Here is a 25,996-nt window from a genome sequence, read left to right as displayed (position 1 = left end):
CAGTTTTTACTTTATTCTAAATCATGATCAACATGTGAAAAATATAATAAATTACGCATAAAAAAAACCACAACCGTCATCACGATTGTGGTTTTAAAACTTTCCAGTGCTTAAATGCTTAACAAGCTATTCAAAGTCTCTGAAACATTCTTCGATTTCACTTTCGGTTGCAAGGCTTTTAAAGCTTGTTGCACCTGACCTCGTTGCGGTTCAGCCAAGGTATACCAACGCGAAAGTACCTGTAATAAACGAGAACCCAAAATTGGATTTTTCTCATCTAAATACGCAGCGAGCTGAATAAAATGATCTACACCAAAACTCCACGTATTGACTGGGTTATTGGCCAAACCACCGCTGACTGAACGAATACGGTTCGGAGTGGTTAAATCATAATCTACATGTTGAGTGAGATATTCAATCGTAGCTGCCGTGGCACAAGGGTTGGATGCTTGAATCGTAAACCATTGATCTAAAGATAAGGCTTCATCTTTAAAGCGATTATAGAAATCGTCCAATGCTGCTTGTGCTTGTGGCGCATCATTCCATACCAGTACGCGTAAAGCACCTAAACGTTCTGACATATTCCGCGTGTTTTTATATTGTGCGTCCGCCAACTCAAATACCGAAGCATCCCCTTGACGTGCCAACATACTTAACATGATATTTTTCAATGCACGGACACCCATTGCCAAAGAAAATTCTTTTTGCATATCTGGATCTAAAGCTAAATAGGTATCTTTCCAGAAAGAACCCATTTCTCGTGCTAAACGATTCAATACCGCTTCACGTTTCTCACGGATGAGTTCAGGTTCGTAGTCTTGATCAATACGGCTACCTAAATAATTTTCACTTGGCACATCAAACAAACGTGATGCGAGCAATGGATCTTTATTTACCAATTCAGGCAAGGTGTTTTTAATCGCCTGAATATAAGTATCCACCTGATGATCTTCTAACAAAATACGCTCTAACAAGGTTTGAGTCGCTTGCCATTGGTTAAAACCATTGGTTTCGTGTTGGATCAAGAACGCGAGATCATCATTTGAATAATCAAACACCAAATTGACTGGCGCAGAGAAATTACGCAACAACGATGCGACAGGTTGTTCAGTCACGCCTGTAAATTCGATCGTAGCTTCATCTTGATCAAACAAATACACGCCATCTTTGACATCATTTACAAAAAGATCAGCACTATGCAAAGTGTATTGTTCGCCTGTTTTGGCATTGAACAAAGCCAAAGCCACAGGAATTGGCACTGCTTTTAAGTTCGGATATTTGGGATGCGCTTTAAGGCTTTGTTTTAAGCTCAAACGATAGATCTGTGTCGTCGCATCATATTCACCTTTGGCATCTAACTTTGGTGTACCCGGTTGATTATACCAAGTGAGGAAGTTAGATAAATCAACACCAGAACCTACACTTAATGCCGCAACCCAATCCTCAACCGTGACGGCTTGACCATCATGACGGCGGAAGTATTCGTCTGTACCTTGACGGTATTTTTCTTTGCCTAATAAGGTCGCCATCATACGGTTAATTTCCGCACCTTTTTCATAGACCGTAGCGGTATAGAAATTATTAATTTCTACAAAATGATCTGGACGTGGCGGATGTGACAATGGTCCTGCATCTTCAGGGAATTGGTGAGATTTTAATACCGCTACATCATCAATCCGTTGTACCGCCGCTGACTGTAAATCCTCAGAGAAAGACTGATCACGGAAAACCGTTAAACCCTCTTTTAGACACAACTGGAACCAGTCACGACAGGTAATACGGTTGCCTGTCCAGTTATGGAAATATTCATGCGCAATCACAGATTGTACGCGCATGATCGCGGCATCTGTGGTGAACTCTTCATCAGCAAGTACACATGAAGTATTAAAGATATTTAATCCTTTGTTTTCCATGGCACCCATGTTGAACTGACTCACCGCCACAATCATATAATTGTCGAGATCATAAGGACGACCATAATGTTCTTCATCCCAACGCATCGAATGCTTTAATGCTTCCATCGCAATGTGACATTTTGGAATATCTTTTTCGATCGCGTAAATTTCCAAAGCGACATCACGACCTTCTGAGGTGGTGTAACGATCTTTTAAGACTGCTAAATCACCAATCACACATGCAAATAAGTAACTTGGCTTCTTGGTTGGATCTTGCCAAATCGCATAGTGGCGACCTTCACCCGCCTCACCTGTTTCAAGCAAGTTGCCGTTGGCAAGCAACACAGGATATTTCTTATCAGCTTCCACACGGGTGGTAAATTCAGCCAAAACGTCTGGACGATCTGGATAGAAGGTGATTTTACGGAATCCTTCAGGTTCATTCTGCGTAACGAATAAATCACCCGCTTTATACAGTCCCTCAAGCTGCGTATTCGACTCAGGATGAATGATCACTTGTGTTTGAAGAATGACCTCATCTGGTGCATCAGCGATCACTAATTGTTCATCATCTAACTGATATTGATCAGCACTGAGTAATTGTCCATTCAGTTGAATCGACTTCAGCTCTAAATCTCGACCCAATAGCACCATTGCACCTGCTGCTTGCCGCTTCATCACAAGTGTTGAATCAACAATAGTCTGGTCGCTATAAACTTGAATATCTAAATGAATCGATTCAACCAAGAATGATGGCTTTTGATAGTCTTTTAAATAAATGGTTTGATCTGTTTGAACAGGAGGTTGAGCCGCGATATTCATCAGTATTCCTTATCTTTCATGATTTCATGTACATGGTCTTGTTGACAAGACTTCTTGAAGCGTCTTTTACTAGCATAAATTATGCCGTTTGGTCTAAAAATATCGCATTCAAAACAATTGCTGTTGCGATTATCTCAGATATCTGCACAAATCATACGCCAACAAATAAAAGCTGTCTGTAAGACCTGACATGCGTTTAAAATTTTTATTGGGTTGAGAACAAGTATTTTCAAATAGAATTTGAAGAATCAGCCTATCGTTTAGACAAAATTACAACATCGTTTTCTACTATTAAATAAAAATGACAAAATCCATGATCTTTATCTGTTCAACTTACATTCTTTGCTTAAGTCATACATTTTGTGCACGGTTATTGCTTATGTATTTATGCCAATCTAGGTGAATAAAATAAAAGCGAGGGCTATAACGATGGAATTAAAAGCACATTTGTATCGTCTAGAAAACATTAAAGCAATCCATGATCTTGCAACCGCAGGTGTTGATCATCATGTGATCTCTGTTTTTTTGTCCGCAGAAGGAATTGAACTCACCACTTTAGAAGTAACCAATATTGTAAATACCTATGACGCACTTGGGAAAGAAAAAGTACCAAGTAAAAAAGTACAAGCACTCATCGCTGCCAAGAAAATCAGTCAGGAGGATGAAAACTTACCATGCCCTGTTTAATATTTCCGTTCTGACTCAATAAAAAAACCTCAAATCAACGTCTGATTTGAGGTTTTTTTCAAGAATAACTTATGGATTTGCACTGTTGGTCCGAATCCAAACTACAGTACGTCCTAAAGCGGACACGCCCATATAACCACGCATACGGAGACGCTTACCTTCACCAGACACCACACCTTTGCCTTTGTATACACGTCCACTGGTTGCTTCCAATACAAGACCGTCAATATATGCATTTGGATCATTTGGATCTTGTCTAAATCCTGACAAAATTTCTAAACCAACAAGCGGCTTATTCGTGTGAGGCGCTGGACATTTGGTACAATTGCTCAACGAGATCCCATGCGCATTTGGATAACGATACACAATCTTGCCATTAAATTGTCCATTGTCACCTTTTCGAATTTCGATAATTGAAAGCTGTTGACCCGTTCTCTCTTCGATGCTTTTCCAATAACCCTCGATAGCGGCAGCGAAAGTCGTTGTACTTGCGAACGCAATACAAAGCCCCATGAAGACATGCTTATACATATTAACCCCGTTAAAAAGTAACCTATTTATATTTATAGATTTAATGATTAAAAAAATAGCATATTTAAAGAGAGCTTACACTGTACGCCCCAGTACTTGACTATATAAATTTTCTAACAATCAAATACGTACAGTGTAATTTTAAAATTATAATTTAAGGGTTAGCACTATCTGTTCGAATCCAAACCTGAGTACGTCCAAGTGCTGAAATCCCCATATATCCACGCATACGCATACGCTTACCATCCACACTTAGCTGCGCTTTACCCTTATAAATATTGCCTGTTTTTGGTTCAAGTATTCGACCATCAATATATTGATGTGGATTTTGTGGGTCTTGTTTCAAGCCCCAAGCAATTTGTAACCCCAATATGGGTTTATTTTTAAAAGGCTCAGGACATTTAACACAGTTCGTTAGAATGGTGCCACCACCAGGGACCGGATAGCGATAGGCAATTGTGCCCGTGTAAGTTCCATCCGTTTTCTTTTTGACTTCAATAATCGAAAGTAGCTCACCACTACGGTCATCAATACTTTTCCAGAAACCTTCTGGCGTTGCAGCATGACCTATTGCGCTAAATAACATCAAAGAGATCCCCATGATTCCATTCATGAGTAATTTTTTTTGCATACATTGCTCCATTATGCGGCACAGATCCATCTGTTCTATATTTTCATGCCAATGCTTAGATTCAGTCAACCAAATATAAAGATATTTAACGGCTTAAATCCAAGAGAAACAGTAATTAATTCACACATTTATAGACAAACAACCATAGGTTTACATTCTACTATTTAATGCTAACTGCAATGTGCCAACACTTATATCGCAATATAATCTTTGCATCACTTCTGCTGTCAGCAATGTATAATCTTGTTTTTACAAATTGCAAGTTGAGTATCAATGGAGTTACAGATTCTACAAAAACAGTTAGATGAAAGTAGCCATTGCCCTTTATGTCAAGCATCTATGTTTTGGATAGAGGCAGAACAATACACCCAAGAATTTCAATTTCATGAGTGTAGTCATTGTCAACATCGGGTTTTTAGCAGCGATAGTAAATTAAATTGTCACTGTGCCCAGTGCACAGCTCAGCGTAAAAAACAAACGCAACAGACCCTGCTACAAGAAAAGCGTAAATACAAAATAAAAGATGACGTTATTTATGGCCTCAATCAGCTTAGTTTTTTACAAAAATTGTTCTTGTTGAGCTTATTGGATAATTATGCCCGTGAAGATGTTCAGCATGATGAACTCATCTATTGGAAGAAGATTAAATATCAACACTTTACGCCTAATTACTTATTTCAACATCAAATCGTTCAAGAGTTACTCAAACTCGGTGTTTTAAGACCCCAAGATTCAGATATAGAAACAGAACACTTTTACTTAAATCTTCGTTTAGATGGTTATTCAGACCCAAGCCTGTTTAGTGTGGCACAACAATTACGTTATTGGTTTTATGAAAATCTGAGCTCAGGCATCCCCTTTAAAAGTACGGATGAGGTGAAAGATGCACTCTATACGGTGCTATATCAGGAGATCATTCAGTTCATGCAGTTCTATTGCCGAACGTGGGGAATTCAGATTGCCGGCAATCGTCCTTTCCAAAGCTTCTGTTTTCGTTTGATGGAAGGACTCGCTGTGGGGCAGATTTATTATCTGATTCAAACTGCGCTCGAATACCTTTATAAGCAAAAAGTGTTACAAGCTCGTAATGATAAATTTATTAACACCAATTTATTAAAAAAAACCTTAGAGCAGTATCGAGAACGTGCTTTAACCGAGCACTGGGAAACCTCAACATTACCAAGACCACATAACATTCCATTGAGTAAAATGAGTGAAATTTTATTATTTAAATTCTTGGGTTATGATGAAAGTGTCTTTTTTCAACCCGTTTGGAAGTCTTGGCGAAAAATAGAACCTCGTTTAAATTTCTATTCGGTAAAGCGTTGCATGTATTGTGGTTCAAATGATCTGATTGTGGATTACGATGCTGAAGAGTATGTATCCCTCATCTGTCGTCAGTGTAAACATCAAGATCATTATTTTACACGTTAAAAAATCAGGATTTACTATGTCACAAAAACAACAACTCATTGATCAAGTCATTCAAGCTTGGCACGCTTTACAGCAACAATCTCCATTGGTTCAATGTATTACAAATAGCGTAGCCAACAATTATGTAGCAAATGTGCTGTTGGCTGCGGGTGCATCACCAGCCATGATTGACAATCCCTTTGAAGCTGAAAGTTTTACCCAAATCAGTTCAGCGTTAAATATTAATGTCGGCACACCCACCACAGAACAAACCCAAGCAATGCTGATTTCAGCTAAAACAGCCCAGCAACACCAAGTCCCTTGGGTGCTTGATCCTGTCGGTTATGGTGAGATTTTAAAATGGCGCAGTGAAACTGTGGATCAACTTCTCCAGTTTCAACCGACTATTATTCGCGGTAATGCCTCAGAAATGAGTGCACTCGCAGGTAATTTAACCCAATCTAAAGGTGTAGACAGCACGCTCAATAGCCAAGATGTGTATGCTCAAGCACAAAGTTTGCTCCAACATACTGAATGTATCGCGATCTCAGGTGAATCCGACTATATTATTTCTAAGGAACTCGACATGGTGATTCAGGTGAATGGTGGTTGCCATTTACAGCCGAAGATTACCGCAACTGGCTGTGCTTTAGGTGCATTAACGGCAGCTTACAGTGCTGTAAGTTCGCCAACTATTGCAGCACTTGCTTCACACATTCATTTCTCTATTGCTGGCAGGCTGGCCTATGATCAAGCACAAAACGTGGGGAGTTTTAATGTGATGTTTTTGGATTATGTCCACATGTTAGATGAAAACTTAATACGCCAATACCATAGTATCCAATGTCTTGAATCCGTGTAATACATGTAGACATTTACAGATTGATATCACTCGGATAGAGGAATTTTATCTATGATGATTCATTTGATTATTCAACATTAATATTTTTGAATTATGAAACCATTTCTCACTCGAGTTGAACTTCTCAATACCATTCCAGATGACTTTCCGTTTTTACATCTTTATCCAATAGAATTTAAGAAAAATATCACGGTCATCACGGGTGAAAATGGAAGTGGAAAATCAACGATTTTGGAGGCGTTAGCGCTAAAATTTGGTTGTGCAGCAGAAGGTGGAAGTATCAATTTTAATTATAAAACTGAAGATACACATTTTGATTATAGCCCCCACCTGCGTATCCATAAATCTGCACGCAGGATAAAAGATATCTTTTTCTATCGATCGGAAACGTACTATAACTTTCTCACGGAAATGCGCCAACTCGATGCAGCAGCCAGTTTTAGCCCACCGATACGAAATGCTTATGGTGGTAAAGATTTACACATGATGTCTCATGGCGAAGCAATGAAAGCGCTGATTGATCATCGTTTTCGAGCAGAGGGTTTATATATCTTAGATGAACCCGAAGCCGCCCTTTCGGTTAGTAATCAAATCAATTTTATTGAAAAAGTGATGCAACTAAGTCTAGCAGGTGCGCAATTTATCATTGCAACACATTCACCAATCATCATGCTAATGCCAAATATTCAACTGCTGCAACTCACTGAGAATAGTTTTAGAGAGGTCAATTTCAGTGATACGCATATTGCTTATATGTATAAAGAAATCCTGAACTCAAACGGCGAGTTTATTAAGCAGATCATTGATATTGATTGATTTTATATTTAAAAAATCATTCTTCAAGGCTTGTTGCTACTGCAAATGGAAGCGATCATCGCTGTTGCATAATGAAGCCTAGAATCTTCAAAACTAAGCTGTTGCCTTGAAATAATGTTCTCTTGGCATATCAATCACCTCAACGCAAAGCTGAATCGGATATCCAATCTCAGCTTTCATATAAGTTTTTTGTTCAAGAATCGCCAGCAGCGTATCACCTAAAGTTTTCTTCTGTTGTTCAGTTCGACCACTTAACAAATAAAGCTTTAAATGGATGTAGGCTTCTTGAGTTTCACCCAAACCAATCAAGAAAACCTCGTCTTTGAAAATACGAGACTTGATATCATTTGCACTAAATAATGCTGTCTCAAACAAAGTAGCATTGACTTGTTTAAGTAATTTTTGCTGATCTAAACTTGTTAAATTTGCTGAATAATTTGCAATGATATGTGGCATTTTTCCGATCCTACTCTACAAACAACAACGCCAAACGCACTTGATCATACGCCATTCTAGGGCTCGTTGCTTCCACGATTGGGCGTAGTTTGATAGAACCATCATCGGTAAAATGCTCTGGATTCTTTCTTTTATGCAAACGTTTATAAATCTTACGCACTTCTTCAATCACTTCTTCCCCTGGACTAGCCACAGAAATATCTAAGCTCTGCTCTTTATGTAATCGCGCCAAATGATTGATAATCGTGGCAGGTGTTAAACCACGTTCATGTGCAATATCTTCAATCTCATAGCCTTCTTCAAATAAAGCACGTGTTTCATCTAAAGTGGCTGCGGCATAACTCTGTTTACTGCCTTTTGAAAGTTTCTTTTCATTGCGATTGATTTCGGTCGCGTTTAATGTACCGCCGCAATGCCGAATAAATGCATTGTGCTGAGTAGTCAGATCCTCATTTGCAAAGTTTGTTTCTGCTTCATCAGACAATTCCTGAAAACGGCGGTCTGCTTTGATTGCCAAACTATCCAGTGCTAAAGCCTGCTCATTAAAACCCAGTAACCGAAGACCCGTGAGCGATTTTAATCGAGATAATGCAACATAGCCCTGACCTTTTTCAAAGGTATTGGTGAGGTTAATTTCTGCCGCTTCTAGGGTCATCCCTTGACTTTTATGAATGGTAATCGCCCAAGCTAAACGCAAAGGGATTTGCTGAAAACTGGCAATGGCTTTACCCGCCTCATTTTCAATCGACCAAGTTTCAGGTTCAACCAACAAAGTCGTGCCATCGGTGAGTTTAACTTTAGGCAACAAGCCTTGTTTATCGTCATCTTCAAAACCAATCACTTCACCTAAACTGCCATTGATATATCCCATATCAAAGTTGTTTTTTACAAACATGACTTTGGCGTGTTTTTTCAAGGTGAGTTCTTCAGGTGCACGTACAGAAGATTTTAAGGTTTCAATCAGTTTTTCATTACCATCGATAACTGCATTGAATTGGTGACTTTCGTTCTCGATACCATTTAAATGCTGATAGTTGATATTATCAACATCCATATTGTGCGTATATAAACGGGTGAAAGTGTCGCCAATATTCTGCTGGCGTGATTGTTGTAAAGCCGTAATATGATCTGGCTGAATATTTTGTGCGCGAATGGCATTCAAAATCTGATTCAGAATTTCATCGTCCTGACGATGTTGTTCGGTTAAATAGCATACTCGAAACTTTGCCTCTACCCACGCATCCGACATAAAGCAAAATTTATCTCGATTTGCTTCACCATTACGTCCGACTGGAGGCAACTGAAAGAAGTCACCCGCTACAATCACTTGTATGCCGCCAAAGGCTTCATCACTTTCTTTAAAGTATTTTAGAACTTGATTGACTAAATTAAGTTGTTTGGCATGCAACATTGAAATTTCATCAATAATCAGCACTTGGGCATTTTCTAAATGTTCTTTTAGATATTTTCGTTCTTTCATTCGTTTGAGGTCATCATCACTCAAACGATCTTTAATACCAATTCCAGCCCAAGTATGAATGGTCATACCGTTCATATGTGTTGCAGCAATACCCGTTGAAGCAGTGATTGCAACAGGGACTTTACGTGCTTTCAGATAATGAATGTATTGATTCAATGTATAGGTTTTACCTGCACCCGCCGAACCAGTTAAAAATACATTTTCACCTGCTTTTAAAAGTTTCAGTGCAGTCTCTTGTTTCATAATTACCTACCTTCTCGCAGCACATAGCTTAACGAGTTTCAATAAAAAGTGAAACGGCGAAGCCAAATTTTATAGAAAACATCACTCAATCCATGCAGATAAATCGGGAATATTATTTGGTAGGTCTTTGGTAGGTAGCAAATATTTAATGCAATCACAATACTGGGTTCATGGTGCAACGCACCATCTATAACAAACAATGGACTTATGGAAGAAGGATTCACTCCATGGCTTTTAAAAATATTGCAGATCAAACAAACGGTTTTTATATTCCTTGCGTATCACTCTTTGGACCAGGTTGCGCCAAAGAAATTGGAAGCAAAGCACGAGATTTAGATGCCAAGAAAGCGTTAATTGTAACCGATGAAGGTTTATTCAAATTTGGTGTCGCAGATACTATTGCACAGTATCTCACCGAGGCTGGTATAGAAAGCCACATTTTTGCTGGCGCAGAACCGAACCCAACAGATATCAATGTTCATAATGGCGTAGCGGCCTATGTAAACAACCAATGTGATTTTATTGTGTCATTGGGTGGTGGTTCATCGCATGACTGCGCAAAAGGGGTTGGTTTGGTCACCGCAGGTGGCGGACATATCCGCGATTACGAAGGTATCGACAAAAGTAAAGTACCGATGACCCCTTTAATTGCAATCAATACAACTGCTGGAACAGCATCAGAAATGACACGGTTCTGCATCATCACCAACACAGACACCCACGTGAAGATGGCGATTGTCGACTGGCGTTGTACACCGCTGATTGCCATTGATGACCCTAAACTTATGGTGGCAAAACCTGCGGGTTTAACGGCAGCAACGGGAATGGATGCTTTGACCCATGCGATCGAAGCCTACGTATCCACAGCAGCCAATCCGATTACCGATGCCTGTGCAGAGAAAGCCATCAGCATGATTAGCCAATGGCTACAACCAGCCGTTGCTAACGGCGAAAATATTGAAGCACGTGATGCGATGAGCTATGCCCAATATCTTGCAGGCATGGCATTTAACAATGCATCCTTAGGCTATGTTCACGCTATGGCGCACCAGTTAGGTGGTTTCTATAACCTACCGCATGGCGTATGTAATGCAATTTTATTACCACATGTAAGCCAATTTAATCTGATTGCCTGCCAAGATCGTTATGCCAAGATTGCAGAATTAATGGGTGTCAATATTCAAGGTTTAACTGTTGCTGAAGCAGCCTATGCCGCAATTGATGCTATTCAAGAGCTTTCAAGTTCTATTGGTATCCCCTCTGGTTTAACTGAACTTGGCGTTAAACCTGAAGATCTACCGATCATGGCTGAAAATGCGCAAAAAGATGCCTGCATGTTAACGAATCCGCGTAAAGCGACCCATGCTCAAGTCGTGGAAATCTTTAAAGCAGCGCTATAACCCCAACCAAACTCGAGTCACAAAACCACGTTATGGTAAGTCAAACCTCTCCGACCATTGACTTACTCTTTGGGGGAATGTACTTCCTAGCATCCCCCTTTTTTTTATTCACGTTTAGCTTCAACAAAACAAAATCGATTGACAATTCGCCAAATTCATTAAAGGATACTCAGCATGTCTTAATACAAAGTCTCAATAAAAATGAATACAACCCAGCTTTCTTCAAACCTTTACACTCCTGATCTTTTAGGAGATGACTATGAACAAAAAGTCCTAAGTTATCCTGATGATTATGAAGGCAAAGTCGTCGCCACGCTGATCCGTAAAAAATCAAAACAACCAACCACCAAAGCAGTGCTCTACATTCACGGATTCTTAGATTATTTCTTTCAGACGGAAATGGCAGCACAGTTTAATGCACAGGGTTATGACTTTTATGCATTAGATCTAAGAAAATACGGGCGTTCTAAATTAGCGCATCAAATTTTTTATAATGTATTAGATCTGCATGAATATGATGCTGAGATTCACCAAGCCTTAGATATTATTTCCCAAGAAAAACATGACAAAGTTTTACTCGCTGGACATTCAACAGGTGGCTTAACCGCGACACTTTATGCTGCACATCACCCCGACCATCCTTTGATTAAAGGTCTATGGGCAAATAGTCCTTTTTATGATTTTAATTTAAGTCTGGTAGAAAGAAAATTTGGTATCCCGATGCTTAGTCGTATCGGAAAAAAACTACCCAAAGTAAAATTTCCAAGCCAGCTCAATCGTTGGTATACCACGAGTTTACATAAAGATCTCAAAGGTGAATGGGATTTCAATTTAGACTGGAAACCGACCAGCGCACCAACAGTACAGCTCAGTTTTGTACATGCAATTCATACCGCACAAAAAGAGATTCATCGTGGCGTAAAACTGAATATTCCAGCATTAATCATGCATTCGCATCAAACCAAGAACCCGAAAAAATGGGGCGTAGATGCAACTCAAAGTGATGTCATTTTAGATGTTAAACACATTAAAAAATATGCGAAGAAAATGAAAGGAGATATTTCTATTGTCTCAATTCACAATGGCTTACATGATTTAGTCCTTTCCGCTCTCCCCGTGCGTAAACAAGTTTATCAAGAACTCTTTCAATGGCTAGAGCAGAAAATCAACTAACTTCTTTTTAGTTGTTCATCATATTTAGCAAGTAATTGGTGCGCTGGATGTTCAATGGGTAATAACTCCATTAAACGTTCTACCGCATCAATTGCTTCTGGAAAATGCGCCAAATGTTTAAGCAACAGATCTGTTTCTTGCGTCTTAAAAATTGCATCACTCAACCGAGATTCGAGGCAATCACGCCAAGCACAAAGAAATGGACTTTCTGTTTTCGCTAAAAACACCCCACTATACAATTGTAACGCTGAACTGAGATATCCAGCATCCAAGGCTTGCTCCACTTGCAAAAAGTCAGCCTCAATATGAACTAACAAACGATATGGTCGTGAGCCTAACAAACCACCCAAAACATCTCTTAGTTGCGACATTTCTGCCTTCAACGTTCCCATACTCACCTTACGTTCGCCATAAAGCGCCTGATATAAATGTTCAAGCGTCAATCCATGAGGACAGAGGGCCAAAATCGCCAAGATTTCAATTTGGCGAGGCGTTAATAACAGACTTTTACCATTGAATTTGACTTGTGGTGTTGCAAACGCACGAATATATAAATGCTGGCGTTGTTGCTCAAGTAAAGCGGACTGGATAATAGATGCACAGCGTTCAGCCGCTAAAATCCCAAACGTATTATGATTCTTCCATGTGGTAGATAAATCAACCACACCTAGTGTTTGTTTTGAATATGGGTCAATAATGGGTGCGGCATAACACACCCAATCATGCACCGATTCCATATAGTGCTCATTAGAAAAAACACAGCTTGATTGCTGTGTTTTGAGTGACAGTGCCAAAGCATTGGTACCAACTAATTCTTCACGCCATTGTCCACCCTTCACAAAATGAACCTGTTCAGCGGCACTTTGCATTTGAACGCTTGGCGCAGTCCAAATAATGGTACTGCCAATATCTCCCACAGCGATCACCATAGAAGATTGTTCTGCAATATGACGTAAATCATCAGCACAACGTTGTAATGCTAAATCTAAGCTGTTTTTTGAGGTTGATTTTTTCTCGAGTAATAATGGTGCTGCCACACGTTCTTTCGGAATATCTGCCGATACAGAACGCTCCCATGAGCTGGCTATACTTTGACCGAGTTTGGCAGCGTTTTGAGGAGAGAGACTATTTTGCGCGCGCAATTGATCAATCAATGCCCTTTGCTGCACTAAATCCTTTTTTGTGAACATTTGTAAGTTCCTTATATATCCACATTGGTATTCCAACCTTTCTCCAACCTTCTTATTTATATACTAAATACACAGAGTACGAAAGTACCTACTGACAGGGTTCTTGTTAGTCTTTAGTCCTAAAATGCAAAGGAATACATATATGCGTTATATCGATCCGAACCAATCTGGTTCAAAAATTCAATTCAAATCTCAATATGAAAATTTTATTGGCGGTCAATGGGTTGCACCTGTAAAAGGTCAATATTTTGACAATATTTCTCCTGTTAATGGTCAAGCTTTTACCCGTATACCTCGCTCATCGGCGGAGGATGTAGAATTGGCCTTAGATGCAGCTCATAAAGCCAAAATCGAATGGAACAAATCATCTCCAACCACACGCTCTAACCTACTTCTTAAAATAGCAGATCGTTTAGAAGCTCACTTAGAAATGCTTGCTGTTGCAGAAACTTGGGACAATGGCAAACCTGTTCGCGAAACACTTGCTGCCGACATTCCATTAGCCATAGACCATTTCCGCTATTTCGCTGGCTGTATCCGTGCTCAAGAAGGCGGTATTTCTGAAATCGATGAAGATACCATTGCCTATCATTTCCATGAACCACTCGGTGTTGTTGGACAAATTATTCCTTGGAACTTCCCAATCTTAATGGCAGCTTGGAAACTTGCGCCTGCTTTAGCTGCGGGTAACTGTGTGGTGCTCAAGCCCGCTGAACAAACGCCAGTGGGTATTTTGTTGGTGGCTGAGCTTATTCAAGATATTTTACCTGCAGGTGTGCTCAATATCGTCAATGGTTATGGTGCTGAAGTAGGTCGTCCATTGGCAACCAGTCCTCGTATCGCCAAAATTGCATTTACAGGTTCGACCCAAGTCGGTCAGTTGGTGATGCAATATGCAACTGAAAATATCATCCCAGTTACTTTAGAGCTTGGAGGTAAATCACCGAACCTGTTCTTTGAAGACGTAATGGATAAAGACGATGACTTTTTAGAGAAAACGCTTGAAGGTTTTGCTATGTTTGCCTTAAACCAAGGTGAAGTCTGTACATGTCCGTCTCGTGCACTGGTACAAGAAAGTATCGCAGATCAGTTCCTCGAAAAAGCTATTGAGCGAGTCAAACGTATTAAAACAGGTCATCCGCTTGATACCGAAACCATGATTGGCGCTCAAGCCTCACAGGAACAGCAAGAAAAAATTCTTCGCTGTATCGATACTGGGCGACAAGAAGGTGCCGAGATTTTAGTGGGTGGCGGTGATCGGAAAGAAGTGGGCAACGGTTTTTATATTGAACCGACCATATTTAAAGGTCATAACAGTATGCAGATTTTCCAAGAAGAAATTTTTGGCCCTGTTCTCTCCGTGACCACCTTTAAAGATTTCGATGACGCAATCAAAATTGCGAATGACACCATGTATGGTTTAGGTGCTGGTGTATGGTCACGTTCAGCACACACCTCTTATCGTGCTGGACGTGCGATAGAGTCAGGCCGTGTTTGGACCAATTGTTACCATATTTATCCTGCACATGCCGCTTTCGGTGGATATAAAAAATCAGGTATAGGTCGAGAAAATCATTGCATGATGCTCGATCATTACCAACAAACCAAAAATCTGTTGGTGAGTTATTCAACCAAACCAATGGGCTTCTTCTAATATCTCGCACCAAAATGGAACATATCAAATTAAGATAATGATCCATTCTGATTTCTCTTAGACAAAAAGCAAGCAGTGTAATCTGCTTGCTTTTCCATTTTTATGGCTATTTCATTTTTAGACATGTAATACCCGAGTATTTTACCGTTTGGAATAAAACTAAGGCAGAAAATTAAAACCAAACACATTTCGGCATTGCTTTTGCATTGATTCATTCAAACCAACTCATTGGAGTTTTGCATGAGCCAATCAGAATCTACCGCTATAACAACCCCATCCCCTGATGTTGCATCCACCGAATATTTTGCTCAAAGGCAACTCAAACAAGGTTCCGTTGGCTGGCTACTTTTGATCGGGTTAGGTGTTGCTTATGTCATTTCAGGAGACTTTGCTGGCTGGAATTATGGAATCGCCCAAGGTGGATGGGGTGGCATGTTTGTCGCAACGATATTGGTCGCGATCATGTACCTCTGCTTATGTCTGTCTATGTCAGAAATGGCGACCATGCTTCCTACGGCAGGAGGAGGATATAGTTTTGCGCGTGTCGCTTTTGGCCCACTAGGTGGATATCTAACGGGTACGGCGATTCTAATCGAATACGCAATCGCACCAGCAGCCATTGCTGTTTTTATTGGTAGTTATTGTGAATCCTTATTTGGCATGAATGGCTGGCAAGTTTATCTCGCCTGTTATTTGCTTTTTATGGCGATTCATTTAATAGGTGCAGGTGAAGCACTCAAACTCATGTTTGCGATTACTCTGATTGCTGTCATGGCGCTATTGGTTTTTATCATTGCGATGCTGCCCCATTTTCAATTGCAAAATTTATTTGATATCGCAGCAGGTACTCAAACAGGTGCAAGCTTATTTCTTCCACAAGGTTATATGGGGATTTGGGCTGCCGTGCCTTTTGCGATTTGGTTTTTTCTCGCTGTTGAAGGTGTGCCACTTGCAGCAGAGGAAGCTAAAAATCCTGCAAAGTCACTACCTCGTGGCTTGATTGGGTCAATGTTGATTTTGACTTGTTTCGCATTGCTGGTACTTTTTTTAAGTGCGGGTGCAGTGGGTGCAAGCACCATGCAAAATGCAGCGGCACCATTGGTAGAAGGTTTGGCGATTATCTATGGACAAAATAGCTGGGTTACCAGTTTTGTCAATTTCGTCGGCTTAGCAGGTTTGATTGCCAGTTTCTTTTCAATTATCTATGCCTATTCGCGTCAAATGTTTGCGCTGTCTCGTGCAGGCTATTTACCAAGGATCTTATCACTCACCAATAAAAATAAAGCTCCATATTTGGCAATCATTGTGCCGGGCGTTATCGGTTTTCTACTCTCACTTAGCAAAGAGGGTGACATGCTGATTCTGATTGCTGTGTTTGGTGCAACCATTTCGTATGTATTGATGATGGCAGCACATATCAAGTTGCGTCGAAGCAAAGCAAATTTGCAACGCCCGTATAAAACCCCCGGTGGTATTCTAACCTCAAGTATTGCATTGGCTTTTGCATTGCTTGCGGTACTGGCAGGGTTTTTAGTCAATCCTAAAGTTTGGTTAATCGCGGCGGGTATTTATGCCCTATTTATTGCATACTTCATGCTATATAGCCGACATCACTTGGTCTCAGGAACGCCTGAAGAAGAGTTTGCCAAGGTGCAAAGTTCACAACAAGAATTACAATAATTGGGGATATCCGATGCGTTATAAAAATATCATCGCCAATCAACAATACGTTTTTGCAGATCTCAAAAGTGTCATGGCTAAAGCGACACCCTTGAGATCAGGTGATGAGCTTGCAGGTGTCGCTGCTCACGATGCCACTGAGCGTGTGGCTGCTCAAATGACTTTGGCAGACATTCCCCTCAAAAACTTTTTAAATGAAGTCTTGATCGACTATGATCTCGATGAAATCACCCGACTGATCGTTGATGAACATGATAAAAATGCCTTTGCGCCTATTGCTCATTTTACCGTAGGTGATTTGCGTAACTGGTTATTGAGTGATGATGCCAACACGGAAAAACTACGTTTTGTCGCCAAAGGTCTAACCCCAGAAATGGTTGCCGCAGTAAGTAAAATTATGCGGAATCAAGATCTGATTTTAGTCGCGAGCAAATGTGAGGTGGTGACTCAATTTCGCAATACCATTGGTTTGAAAGGACATCTCTCAACACGCTTGCAACCCAATCATCCAACAGATGATATTTTAGGAATATCTGCCAGTATTTTAGATGGACTGATGTATGCAAATGGTGATGCAGTGATTGGGATCAACCCAGCAACCGACAATTTGCACAATTTGGCTGAGCTGTTAAAGCTACTTGATCATGTCATTCAAGAATATCAAATTCCGACTCAGTCTTGCGTGCTTACGCATATCAGTTCTGCCATCCAACTCGCGGAACAGAATATTCCGATTGATCTCATGTTTCAGTCGATCGCTGGAACACAAGCAGCAAATACAGGATTTGGTATTTCTTTGGCGCTGTTACAAGAAGGTCATGAAGCCACCCTCGCTTTAAAGCGAGGCACAGTAGGCCAAAATGTCATGTATTTTGAAACTGGGCAAGGCAGTGCCTTATCCAGTAATGCCCACCATGGCGTTGATCAACAAACGCTTGAAACTCGGGCTTATGCGGTTGCACGAAAATTCAACCCGTTACTGGTCAATACCGTCGTTGGTTTCATCGGACCTGAATATCTTTACGATGGAAAACAAATCATTCGCGCAGGGTTAGAAGATCATTTTTGTGGCAAGCTACTTGGCTTACCGATGGGATGCGATATTTGTTATACCAATCATGCTGATGCCGATCAAAATGATATGGATAATTTACTCACCCTATTTGGAACAGCCGGTATCAATTTTATTATGGGGATTCCGGGATCAGATGACATCATGTTGAATTATCAAACCACTTCTTTTCATGATGCTCTGTATTTAAGGCAACTGTTGGGTTTGAAACCTGCACCTGAGTTTTCTATCTGGCTAGAACAACAAGGCATTTTACGGCAACAACAGCATCACATTCAGTGGGCAGAACATATGCCTGAACAATTTGCAAAACTACTCATGCACTAGGAGCTTTGGATGAAACTGAACAAAGATCAAACTTTTCCAGCTCAACCCCATCTTGATATATGGCAAAAGCTCAAGCAATTTACTGATGCGAGAATCGCACTTGGGCGAACAGGTTGTAGCGTTCCAACCAAAGCACTGCTTGAATTTCAACTCTCTCATGCGCAAGCCAAAGATGCTGTTTATCAATCACTCAATATTGATCACATTTCAGGTCAATTAAAACAGCTTGGTTTTGAAACCACACATGTTGAAAGCTGTGCAAACAACAAAGAAATATTCCTTAAACGACCTGACTTAGGTCGTCAACTCAGTGAAACGTCTCGTCAAAAATTAAAAAACATTCAACTCAACTCAAGCTTTGATGTTTGTATCGTCATTGGTGATGGTTTGTCTGCACGTGCGATTGAAGAAAATGCCATTCCTTTTGTTCATCAATTACACACCTATATGAAACAAGCGAATTGGACACTTGCCCCCATTTCAATTGCAACAGACAGTCGTGTTGCGCTAGGCGATGAAGTAGCACAAATTTTTAACGCATCGATGCTTATTATGCTGATTGGCGAGCGCCCTGGCCTAAGCTCCCCCGACAGCATGGGCATTTATTATACTTGGCAAGCCCATGTCGGCTGCATCGATTCGGAACGCAATTGTATTTCTAATGTGCGTACAGCAGGCTTAAGTATTGAGATCGCTGCACAACGCTTGTTCGCGCTGATGAAAATGTCAAAGCAGATACAACGCTCTGGTGTTACATTAAAAGATGAACATCAAATTCCAGTTGTAGAACAGCATCAAAAAAAGCAACTCTTTTTCCGTGACTCAAGCAATGATTAGCGCAGCATCGATATTCAAAAATGCGATAGATACTTTATTTCTCACACACTTTTCTTTGAGTATAGAATGTTTATACTTGCATTGATGTTAATCATGACTAGATAAAACTCGATGATAAATACTGAATCCTTACCTAAAACTATTTATGCCATCCAACATCTTGCCTTTGAAGATTTAGGCTCATTGGAAGATACCTTTTACCAACTTGGTTTCCGAGTTCGCTATTTTGAGGCGGGTGTAGATGATCTTAGCCCCGCATTAAATTATGAAGGACTCACTATCGTTTTAGGTGGTCCTATTGGTGTCTACGAAACCGAAGATTATCCATTTCTAGTCGATGAAATTGCAGGACTTAAACAACGTTTGGCTGCAAATAAACCCACGATTGGTATTTGCCTTGGTGCTCAGTTGATTGCTCATGCACTAGGTGCCAAAGTTTATGCAGGGCATCAAAAAGAAATTGGTTGGGGTCTACTCGAAATAAAAGCTGCTGAGCTTAATATTCTATCGCCACTGAAAGATACTCACGTCCTACATTGGCATGGTGATACTTTTGATTTGCCTGAGAACGCCACTTTACTTGCAAGTTCTGACATTTATCCGAATCAGGCTTTTTCGATTGGGAATAATATCTTAGCCTTACAATTTCACTTAGAAATTGCAGAGCAGAGTTTTGAAAAATGGCTCATTGGTCATACCTGTGAAATACGTCACGCTGGCCTCTCCATTCCTCAACTCCGTCAAGATAACTTATGCTATGCAGCACAATCAGAACAACAAGCTCATAAAATTATACAAAATTTCATAGAGAATATTCGTCTTTAAAGATGAAATGTGGTCAAAAAATCACAGGTCTAAGTCATGTAGGCTTAACCTGTGAAAGATCAAACGATTAAGTGAATAAGCAAAATTAGAGCCATTAAGTAAAACCCGAAAAACAGTACATCTACAATGTAAACCGTACAAAACATAAACATTAAACTCATCAACAATCTACAAGATAATTTGAAAAAAGTCTCAAATAAACAATAGAATATAAATAATATATATTTTTACATTTTGTTTTTTTTGAAGGTGGGTGCCGTTATGCTAAAGTTTATAAAGAGTTTTCATACAATTAATACTTATTTAATTTCAGCTACGATATTACTCATTTTTATTGCTGTCTACTTCTATATCAACCCATGAAAAAGTGCAGCAAAGATTCGTAAAAAAGCCCAATCGTTTAATTGGGCTTTTTTATTGCTATGGTGTTTCGTCCTAAAAAGTAGTCATATATTTCAGGACGAAATAAACGCTCAAAACTAACCTAGTAGCCCTTCATCACGCATCGCAATTTGAACTGACTGGCGTTCGGCAACTTTATTGCGTAAAGCGATAATGTTGATATAAGGACTTAAGTCATGTTCGATATGATTTGACCAGTTGGTCAGCACAAACAAATATGCATCTGCTGGGCCAAAATTATCATCCACTAAATAGTCGTATTCAGAATGAGCTAAATAGTGATCGATAAATTTAAGTAAACGATTCACTTCAGCATAAGCTTTGGACTTTTCATCTTCCGTTAATTTACCACCGAAAAAAACAGCATAAGCATCATGCAGTTCAGAATTCAAATAGCCTAACCACTCTAGGACTTTGGCACGTCCCATACCCGATGGCGGAATTAAATCTTGTTTAGGATCATACTGAGCCAAGAATGGTAAAATCGCAACATTCTCGGTCAAGATTAAACCTGGATTAATTTCTAAGGCTGGAACATAACCTTTCGGATTGATCTCGTAATAATCTGCACCTTTTTCAGTCTTATGGGTTTTTAAATCAACGCGTTCTAAATCAAAATCTACATTAATTTCATTTAAAATAATATGTGCTGCCAATGAGCAAGCACCAGGTGAATAATACAACTTCATATTTGATCCTTGTTATCTAACTCTTCTGTTCTAAAACGCTTTATCAAAATTTGCAAAATCTGTTTTTACAAATTTGTCAGTAAAAGTAAAAATACCGAATAATTTGACTATTAGTGAAATTTCATTATTTTGCAAGTGCTCTTATGTCAAATTTTTATAGGGATCGTATACGCCCTGTGCAAATAGATTTCTTCCAGAAAAAGAGCAGCTAAATTTCTGCTCTTTTTCTCGGTTAGATTAAAGTTTTGCTTTTCTTGAACGTGTTGAATAACCAGCGAGACCTAATAGTCCAAGTATCGATAACCAGCCAAAGCTACCCGATGAGCTTTTGTCAGTAGATGCTTTGACTTCATCATCCTGCAAATCTAAATCAACAATCACAGGATCGTGATCAGAAGAACGATAAGGATCTTCTGCAAAGAATAATGCTTTTTGCTCATCCGTTTTATATTCTTCGTTGTAATCCAATACCGTTGGCTCGTCTGCATTTATATGCCAAGCAAAGGCTTTTTTTACTTTGCTATATAAACTCGCATCCGCAACGGCATGATCTAAATTACCTGCACCACCATAACCATCAGCATTGCTCGACACGCCAAATACATAACTATAGGCCTGCTCACCCTGCCCTATATTTTTGTCATTGAGTAGCACTTTATAGTTGGCTTTTTCTAGCGCCAAGATTGGATCTTCTTTGGCATAACTGTTTAAATCCCCCAAAAGTAACATGTTCGGTGTTTCAACTTGCGTTGGGTTTTTCGCCATCCATTGAATCAGTTGTTCTACAGCTTTAACACGTGTTGGATTCCAGCAGCCTTGACCATCTTTTTGATCAGCATCTAATGAGCTTGCGCTTGCACCTGAGCAACTTTTAGATTTAAGGTGGTTAGGAATCACGGTAAACATCTGTTTTCCTGAGAGTGGCTGGAAGGTCTGTGCAATCGTGGTTCTGTTTTTATCGCCCAAATCAAACACCACTGGTTTATTGACAGGTTTGACTCGCTTACTGTTGTAAATAATCGCAACAGCAATCGCATCCGTACCTAACCGATCTATATTTTCAGGGATCACATATTTCCAATCAGCACCTAAAGCACGGGTCAAATATGCGATAGCGCTATCCTCAGCATAACCATTGTTGGCGATTTCCATCAATCCATAAACATCAGCATCGATTGCACGTAATGCACTCACAATCTTGCGATGCTGTTTTTCAAATTCTACTTGCGTTGTCGCGCCACGTTCAGTCGGGAAGCCATTCTTACCATTATCGTAGTTCAATACATTAAATGCAGCTGCGCGGATCAATTTGTCATCTTTGGCAAGCACACTTGGTCGTTCGGGTGTTGGCTTTACGATGGTTGGGAGACTACGTCCCTGAATTGGTTGAATACGCCAGCCATTAAAACGATATTCTAAAATTCCCTCTACATTTTGCAGTTGATCGCCAACGCGTAGTGTATTGGTTGCGCTAAAGTTCTGTGGCAGCCAAGGCGTTCTATTTTGATTGCTATAGCCATCATCCAAAATGACTTTTGATAATAAGTTCTTCTGTGCTAAGGCTTTCGCTTCTGTGGACATTGAGGGATATAGGTTTGTTGGAATAAATAACCGTCCCAGACTGACGGATAACTCACCGTATCGACCATAATTATAATTTTCACTGATCGTTAATGTTTGTGGCAACTTCACCAACATGCCTTGATACTGCTGTGGCGAATGTGCAGTTCCAGTCAAACTACTAAACGGTAAATCAATTGATTTCGGCTGAATGTGACTCAGCATATTGGTATTACAAACTTGAATATCTTGTTGCAGCTGATCGATTTGAAGTTGATTTTGATAGGCTGCTAAACGGCCACGTAGAATAACCTCCTCACCAACCTGACCACCTTTAACGGTACTACTTGCTGGAATATAAACAAAGATCGCATTGCTCACATTTGCTTTTGCCTTGCTATCAGGTGTCTGAACATAGAAACCTGAAAAACCATTGCTATAGCGGTAGTCCGCCGTAATTACACCACGTACCGTATAATTTTGATCTTGAGCGGCTGTATTTAGATCAGCGATCGCCGTATTTGAACTAGAACAACTGACAGTCTCATTGACAGGTGGTGTGGTCGTTGAACCTGATAAGTTAGAGAAATCATTACGATCAGTCCATGCTTTCCACGCACTGTCTAAATCAAAACTCGTCGTCGGGTCAATTTCTGTCACTGGGTTTGTACTTTGGATTCGAGTAAAACTATTCCCTTTACTTTGAACTGTCGTCCCCCAACCATTCTCAGGTTGCTCTCCGACCCGACCAAAACGATCAACCACTTTGCCTTTGTGTAGCAGCACGATCGCATCATCACCATTGAATGACAGTGAAGCCACCTGATTGACCTGTGACCCGAGCACGGTTTGTAACTCTGTGCGCCCAACTAAAAATTTCGCTTTACTGGCCAAGTTACCCTGTAATTGGAAAGCAACCGTTTTTGTCAATGCACCATTATTAAATTGCTGTATTTCATAGTCTGCGAGATTCGCACTGGTCGCATCTGGATTGTAAATTTCCAAGCCTTTTTTATTACTACTGCCATCAACATATTGGCTAAACATCAATTGTGCATGTGCGATAGAAAATGTCGTCGAAGCCCCGATTAAGCCCAAACAAATTGCGATAGAGTGAAATTTAAATGTCTTCATAACTTTTTTACTTAATGTTCAAATCGCCACTAGCCTAGTCAATCTCTGTGACAGTGCGATGAAGAATTTCTTACAAGTTTTAGCTCATCGAACAACAGATCCGCCAAATAAAATCATTTAAAGGTTTGACTTGCCCCCATGAACACTTAAAATACGGCATTTCTATATTTATATCTCCAGAATCATGTCAAACGATCAGTTAGAAACGCAAATTACGGAACTCGAAAATTTGTCTGAGCACCGCGAAATTGTGACGTTTATGCGTCGTTCAGCTCCGCTCAACACTTCACAACGTACTGCGTTGGAAGATTATCGTGATTTAATTTTGGAATATCCTGTTGGTGATTTACGCCAGCATTTTGAACATCCTGAACGCCCACTAACCGTAGAAATTGGGTTCGGTATGGGACGTTCTTTAGTTCTTATGGCAAAAGCCAATCCTGAACGTAATTTTATCGGAATTGAAGTACACATTCCTGGTATTGCTCAATGTGTATTTGAAGCAGGCATGGCTGGTCTTAAAAATCTATTTGTGCTTGATGCTGATGCAATTCAAGTACTGCGTGAAATGCCAGACAACAGCATCGACTGTGTACAACTTTACTTCCCCGATCCTTGGCAGAAAAAGCGCCATTTCAAACGTCGTTTTGTGATTCATGAGCGTATGCAACTGGTTGAGCAAAAGTTAGTACTCGGTGGTACTTTCCACGCCGCGACTGACTGGGAACCGTATGCAGAATGGATGCTTGATGTTTTAGATAATCGTCCAAATCTGGAAAACCTAGCGGGTAAAGGCAATAGCTATCCTCGCCCTGAATGGCGTCCAGTGACCAAGTTTGAACGTCGTGGAATTGAATCTGATCATAAGATCAATGATTTTATTTTTAAGAAAATAAAATGAAAATCTAAGCTCTTCCAATACGACCTAAAAAATAATTTAATAGCATTAAATATCATTTATTTAATGCTATTTCATTTTCCGAAAGTATCCAAGATATTCCGATAAATGCTAAAAATTTTTAGTTTTGAAATAGCCACAAGTCGAATTATTTTTAGGGCTTTAGTAGATTAACATTGTGGCTAGGACCAACTCTTTCCGCCCCACACAATCCTGATGAAGGTTCGAGCTGTTTACAGAATTTCGAAAATCTTTCCACTTAAGTTACTTTGAAAATACATTTCAAACCCAGGACGAATATCTTCATCATCAACTGTAATATGTTTTATATTTGAAAATGATTGAGTATTTTCAAAATTACTATTAACTGTAGCCTGAATAAAGTGCTTAACACCAAATTGATCTATTACACCGATACTTTGTTTAAGCATTAATATACCTTGATAAAATTATAAGAGATAAATAATTAATTTAATTACTCAGAATCTACAACTCTGTTTAAGCAACTCTATAGTTTAACTTAAATAATTTATTCAATGAGGTGTAAAAAGTACGACCATCTAGGTTTAAATCAACTTCAACACCAGACTGAAGAAGAACTTTTTTCCCCACTTCAATTGTTTTTAAACCTTGACGTGTATTTTGCATCTTATTGACTGGAATTAACGATACTATAATTTCTGTACCATTAGGAGATTTTGCGATTAAATCATTTATTTTTAACAATTTACAGCCTATTATTTTAGGTTTTTCAGATCAGAAAAACAACTTTGAAATTAAATTTTGAATTATAAAAAAGTACTAATAAATAGTACTTTTTTATCAATGCTTGTTATTGCTTAGATAGCAATAATATTTACAGCATTCGGTCCTTTTTGACCTTGAGCTACGCTAAATTCAACCATTTGACCTTCAAGTAAGGTTTTAAAACCAGAACTAGAAATTTCGCTAAAATGAGCAAAAACATCTGGACCTGATTCTTGTTGAATAAAACCAAAGCCTTTAGTTTCGTTGAACCACTTTACAGTACCTTTAACAACATTCGAGTTTGACATAATATATCCTATTAATTTTTAATAATTTATTGAGTTTAACTTTGAAAATAATAAATAATGAAACTTAAAATCTGAAAAAACGAAGGATTATTACTAAAACTGCGATACTTAAAGAAGATTTACCGAAACAAAACTTTTTTCTAGTTAAGTTAACTATACATCAAAAATAAAAATAATCAAGTTTTCTGATATATATATTTACTTTTCTTATAAAAAAGTAACGGCAATCGTAGAAAAATGGCTCTGCTTTTCCATGAATGATAC

23 protein-coding genes are annotated in these 25,996 nt (G+C 39.4%); 12 read left to right on the top strand and 11 right to left on the bottom strand.

What is annotated here, in order from left to right; genetic code table 11:
- Nucleotides 1-110: 110 nt before the first annotated feature.
- Nucleotides 111-2,717, bottom strand: coding sequence for an aminopeptidase N (gene pepN / locus MMO38_RS03925; RefSeq protein ID WP_241322633.1), 2,607 nt, complete (start codon nucleotides 2,715-2,717; stop codon nucleotides 111-113).
- A 429-nt stretch (nucleotides 2,718-3,146) separates the two neighbouring features.
- Between pepN and MMO38_RS03920 the strand changes: the two genes are divergently transcribed.
- Nucleotides 3,147-3,404, top strand: coding sequence for a hypothetical protein (locus MMO38_RS03920; RefSeq protein ID WP_004671629.1), 258 nt, complete (start codon nucleotides 3,147-3,149; stop codon nucleotides 3,402-3,404).
- Between the two features lie 69 nt (nucleotides 3,405-3,473).
- Here the strand turns inward: MMO38_RS03920 and MMO38_RS03915 are convergent, their stop codons facing one another.
- Together MMO38_RS03915 and MMO38_RS03910 are read right to left on the bottom strand one after the other, a co-directional pair.
- Complete coding sequence (locus MMO38_RS03915) at nucleotides 3,474-3,935, bottom strand: DUF2147 domain-containing protein (protein WP_005196645.1); 462 nt, start codon at nucleotides 3,933-3,935, stop codon at nucleotides 3,474-3,476.
- A 154-nt stretch (nucleotides 3,936-4,089) separates the two neighbouring features.
- Complete coding sequence (locus tag MMO38_RS03910; RefSeq protein WP_241322632.1) at nucleotides 4,090-4,566, bottom strand: DUF2147 domain-containing protein; 477 nt, start codon at nucleotides 4,564-4,566, stop codon at nucleotides 4,090-4,092.
- Between the two features lie 273 nt (nucleotides 4,567-4,839).
- On the opposite strand from MMO38_RS03910, the gene MMO38_RS03905 reads away from it, so the two are divergent.
- The 3 genes from MMO38_RS03905 (at nucleotide 4,840) to MMO38_RS03895 (ending at nucleotide 7,657) form a co-directional block, all read left to right on the top strand.
- A complete protein-coding gene (locus tag MMO38_RS03905) occupies nucleotides 4,840-6,000 on the top strand; it encodes a hypothetical protein (RefSeq protein ID WP_241322631.1) in 1,161 nt (386 codons plus the stop codon).
- Nucleotides 6,001-6,016: 16 nt separating this feature from the next.
- A complete protein-coding gene (thiM, locus tag MMO38_RS03900; RefSeq protein ID WP_005196639.1) occupies nucleotides 6,017-6,841 on the top strand; it encodes a hydroxyethylthiazole kinase in 825 nt (274 codons plus the stop codon).
- A 93-nt stretch (nucleotides 6,842-6,934) separates the two neighbouring features.
- Entirely contained in the window at nucleotides 6,935-7,657 is a 723-nt protein-coding gene (locus MMO38_RS03895; protein ID WP_241322630.1) for an AAA family ATPase, read from the top strand.
- A gap of 93 nt (nucleotides 7,658-7,750) precedes the next feature.
- On the opposite strand, the gene MMO38_RS03890 is transcribed toward MMO38_RS03895, so the two are convergent.
- The gene (locus MMO38_RS03890; protein ID WP_241322629.1) at nucleotides 7,751-8,113 is read right to left on the bottom strand and encodes a 5-carboxymethyl-2-hydroxymuconate Delta-isomerase; all 363 of its coding nucleotides are present in this window, start codon (nucleotides 8,111-8,113) and stop codon (nucleotides 7,751-7,753) included.
- Between the two features lie 10 nt (nucleotides 8,114-8,123).
- Nucleotides 8,124-9,836 (bottom strand): AAA family ATPase, encoded by a 1,713-nt coding sequence (locus tag MMO38_RS03885; protein ID WP_005196636.1) that lies wholly within the window; start codon nucleotides 9,834-9,836, stop codon nucleotides 8,124-8,126.
- Nucleotides 9,837-10,063: 227 nt separating this feature from the next.
- On the opposite strand from MMO38_RS03885, the gene MMO38_RS03880 reads away from it, so the two are divergent.
- Entirely contained in the window at nucleotides 10,064-11,236 is a 1,173-nt protein-coding gene (locus tag MMO38_RS03880) for an iron-containing alcohol dehydrogenase (RefSeq protein ID WP_121929941.1), read from the top strand.
- Nucleotides 11,237-11,437: 201 nt separating this feature from the next.
- Complete coding sequence (locus MMO38_RS03875) at nucleotides 11,438-12,409, top strand: alpha/beta hydrolase (protein ID WP_241322628.1); 972 nt, start codon at nucleotides 11,438-11,440, stop codon at nucleotides 12,407-12,409.
- On the opposite strand, the gene MMO38_RS03870 is transcribed toward MMO38_RS03875, so the two are convergent.
- A complete protein-coding gene (locus MMO38_RS03870; RefSeq protein ID WP_004671648.1) occupies nucleotides 12,406-13,599 on the bottom strand; it encodes a transcriptional regulator in 1,194 nt (397 codons plus the stop codon). The genes MMO38_RS03875 and MMO38_RS03870 overlap by 4 nt on opposite strands.
- A gap of 142 nt (nucleotides 13,600-13,741) precedes the next feature.
- On the opposite strand from MMO38_RS03870, the gene MMO38_RS03865 reads away from it, so the two are divergent.
- The 5 genes from MMO38_RS03865 to MMO38_RS03845 all read left to right on the top strand — a co-directional run bounded on the left by MMO38_RS03865 (nucleotide 13,742) and on the right by MMO38_RS03845 (nucleotide 19,994).
- Nucleotides 13,742-15,253, top strand: coding sequence for an aldehyde dehydrogenase family protein (locus tag MMO38_RS03865; protein ID WP_241322627.1), 1,512 nt, complete (start codon nucleotides 13,742-13,744; stop codon nucleotides 15,251-15,253).
- Nucleotides 15,254-15,493: 240 nt separating this feature from the next.
- The gene (gene eat / locus MMO38_RS03860) at nucleotides 15,494-16,933 is read left to right on the top strand and encodes an ethanolamine permease (RefSeq protein WP_241322626.1); all 1,440 of its coding nucleotides are present in this window, start codon (nucleotides 15,494-15,496) and stop codon (nucleotides 16,931-16,933) included.
- Nucleotides 16,934-16,946: 13 nt separating this feature from the next.
- Entirely contained in the window at nucleotides 16,947-18,332 is a 1,386-nt protein-coding gene (locus MMO38_RS03855) for an ethanolamine ammonia-lyase subunit EutB (RefSeq protein WP_241322625.1), read from the top strand.
- A gap of 9 nt (nucleotides 18,333-18,341) precedes the next feature.
- On the top strand, nucleotides 18,342-19,169 hold the full coding sequence (gene eutC, locus MMO38_RS03850) for an ethanolamine ammonia-lyase subunit EutC (protein ID WP_241322624.1): 828 nt from the start codon (nucleotides 18,342-18,344) through the stop codon (nucleotides 19,167-19,169).
- Nucleotides 19,170-19,280: 111 nt separating this feature from the next.
- Nucleotides 19,281-19,994 carry a glutamine amidotransferase gene (locus tag MMO38_RS03845; RefSeq protein ID WP_241322623.1) on the top strand — a complete coding sequence of 238 codons (714 nt, stop codon included), beginning with the start codon at nucleotides 19,281-19,283 and terminating at the stop codon, nucleotides 19,992-19,994.
- A gap of 479 nt (nucleotides 19,995-20,473) precedes the next feature.
- On the opposite strand, the gene MMO38_RS03840 is transcribed toward MMO38_RS03845, so the two are convergent.
- Nucleotides 20,474-21,085, bottom strand: coding sequence for a glutathione binding-like protein (locus MMO38_RS03840; protein WP_241322622.1), 612 nt, complete (start codon nucleotides 21,083-21,085; stop codon nucleotides 20,474-20,476).
- Between the two features lie 237 nt (nucleotides 21,086-21,322).
- Nucleotides 21,323-23,779 carry an ExeM/NucH family extracellular endonuclease gene (locus MMO38_RS03835; RefSeq protein WP_241322621.1) on the bottom strand — a complete coding sequence of 819 codons (2,457 nt, stop codon included), beginning with the start codon at nucleotides 23,777-23,779 and terminating at the stop codon, nucleotides 21,323-21,325.
- A 184-nt stretch (nucleotides 23,780-23,963) separates the two neighbouring features.
- On the opposite strand from MMO38_RS03835, the gene trmB reads away from it, so the two are divergent.
- Nucleotides 23,964-24,680: a tRNA (guanosine(46)-N7)-methyltransferase TrmB gene (gene trmB / locus MMO38_RS03830; protein WP_241322620.1), complete on the top strand. Its 717-nt coding sequence runs from the start codon at nucleotides 23,964-23,966 to the stop codon at nucleotides 24,678-24,680.
- A gap of 230 nt (nucleotides 24,681-24,910) precedes the next feature.
- Here trmB and MMO38_RS03825 read toward each other — a convergent pair whose 3' ends face one another.
- The 3 genes from MMO38_RS03825 to MMO38_RS03815 all read right to left on the bottom strand — a co-directional run bounded on the left by MMO38_RS03825 (nucleotide 24,911) and on the right by MMO38_RS03815 (nucleotide 25,732).
- Complete coding sequence (locus MMO38_RS03825) at nucleotides 24,911-25,108, bottom strand: hypothetical protein (protein ID WP_241322619.1); 198 nt, start codon at nucleotides 25,106-25,108, stop codon at nucleotides 24,911-24,913.
- Nucleotides 25,109-25,175: 67 nt separating this feature from the next.
- Complete coding sequence (locus MMO38_RS03820) at nucleotides 25,176-25,403, bottom strand: hypothetical protein (RefSeq protein ID WP_241322618.1); 228 nt, start codon at nucleotides 25,401-25,403, stop codon at nucleotides 25,176-25,178.
- Nucleotides 25,404-25,516: 113 nt separating this feature from the next.
- Nucleotides 25,517-25,732, bottom strand: a complete 216-nt coding sequence (locus tag MMO38_RS03815) for a cold-shock protein (RefSeq protein WP_004671664.1) — start codon at nucleotides 25,730-25,732, stop codon at nucleotides 25,517-25,519.
- Between the last annotated feature and the right edge of the window lie 264 nt (nucleotides 25,733-25,996).

Source organism: Acinetobacter sp. NIPH 1852 (assembly GCF_022549455.1).
Lineage (GTDB): Bacteria > Pseudomonadota > Gammaproteobacteria > Pseudomonadales > Moraxellaceae > Acinetobacter.
This window is presented reverse-complemented; position numbering and strand designations above follow the sequence as displayed.

Coding starts and splice junctions, on each gene's coding strand:
- pepN (WP_241322633.1), bottom strand. CDS start 2,717: ATGAATATCGCGGCTCAACCTCCTGTTCAAACAGATCAAACCATTTAT.
- MMO38_RS03920 (WP_004671629.1), top strand. CDS start 3,147: ATGGAATTAAAAGCACATTTGTATCGTCTAGAAAACATTAAAGCAATC.
- MMO38_RS03915 (WP_005196645.1), bottom strand. CDS start 3,935: ATGTATAAGCATGTCTTCATGGGGCTTTGTATTGCGTTCGCAAGTACA.
- MMO38_RS03910 (WP_241322632.1), bottom strand. CDS start 4,566: ATGCAAAAAAAATTACTCATGAATGGAATCATGGGGATCTCTTTGATG.
- MMO38_RS03905 (WP_241322631.1), top strand. CDS start 4,840: ATGGAGTTACAGATTCTACAAAAACAGTTAGATGAAAGTAGCCATTGC.
- thiM (WP_005196639.1), top strand. CDS start 6,017: ATGTCACAAAAACAACAACTCATTGATCAAGTCATTCAAGCTTGGCAC.
- MMO38_RS03895 (WP_241322630.1), top strand. CDS start 6,935: ATGAAACCATTTCTCACTCGAGTTGAACTTCTCAATACCATTCCAGAT.
- MMO38_RS03890 (WP_241322629.1), bottom strand. CDS start 8,113: ATGCCACATATCATTGCAAATTATTCAGCAAATTTAACAAGTTTAGAT.
- MMO38_RS03885 (WP_005196636.1), bottom strand. CDS start 9,836: ATGAAACAAGAGACTGCACTGAAACTTTTAAAAGCAGGTGAAAATGTA.
- MMO38_RS03880 (WP_121929941.1), top strand. CDS start 10,064: ATGGCTTTTAAAAATATTGCAGATCAAACAAACGGTTTTTATATTCCT.
- MMO38_RS03875 (WP_241322628.1), top strand. CDS start 11,438: ATGAATACAACCCAGCTTTCTTCAAACCTTTACACTCCTGATCTTTTA.
- MMO38_RS03870 (WP_004671648.1), bottom strand. CDS start 13,599: ATGTTCACAAAAAAGGATTTAGTGCAGCAAAGGGCATTGATTGATCAA.
- MMO38_RS03865 (WP_241322627.1), top strand. CDS start 13,742: ATGCGTTATATCGATCCGAACCAATCTGGTTCAAAAATTCAATTCAAA.
- eat (WP_241322626.1), top strand. CDS start 15,494: ATGAGCCAATCAGAATCTACCGCTATAACAACCCCATCCCCTGATGTT.
- MMO38_RS03855 (WP_241322625.1), top strand. CDS start 16,947: ATGCGTTATAAAAATATCATCGCCAATCAACAATACGTTTTTGCAGAT.
- eutC (WP_241322624.1), top strand. CDS start 18,342: ATGAAACTGAACAAAGATCAAACTTTTCCAGCTCAACCCCATCTTGAT.
- MMO38_RS03845 (WP_241322623.1), top strand. CDS start 19,281: ATGATAAATACTGAATCCTTACCTAAAACTATTTATGCCATCCAACAT.
- MMO38_RS03840 (WP_241322622.1), bottom strand. CDS start 21,085: ATGAAGTTGTATTATTCACCTGGTGCTTGCTCATTGGCAGCACATATT.
- MMO38_RS03835 (WP_241322621.1), bottom strand. CDS start 23,779: ATGAAGACATTTAAATTTCACTCTATCGCAATTTGTTTGGGCTTAATC.
- trmB (WP_241322620.1), top strand. CDS start 23,964: ATGTCAAACGATCAGTTAGAAACGCAAATTACGGAACTCGAAAATTTG.
- MMO38_RS03825 (WP_241322619.1), bottom strand. CDS start 25,108: ATGCTTAAACAAAGTATCGGTGTAATAGATCAATTTGGTGTTAAGCAC.
- MMO38_RS03815 (WP_004671664.1), bottom strand. CDS start 25,732: ATGTCAAACTCGAATGTTGTTAAAGGTACTGTAAAGTGGTTCAACGAA.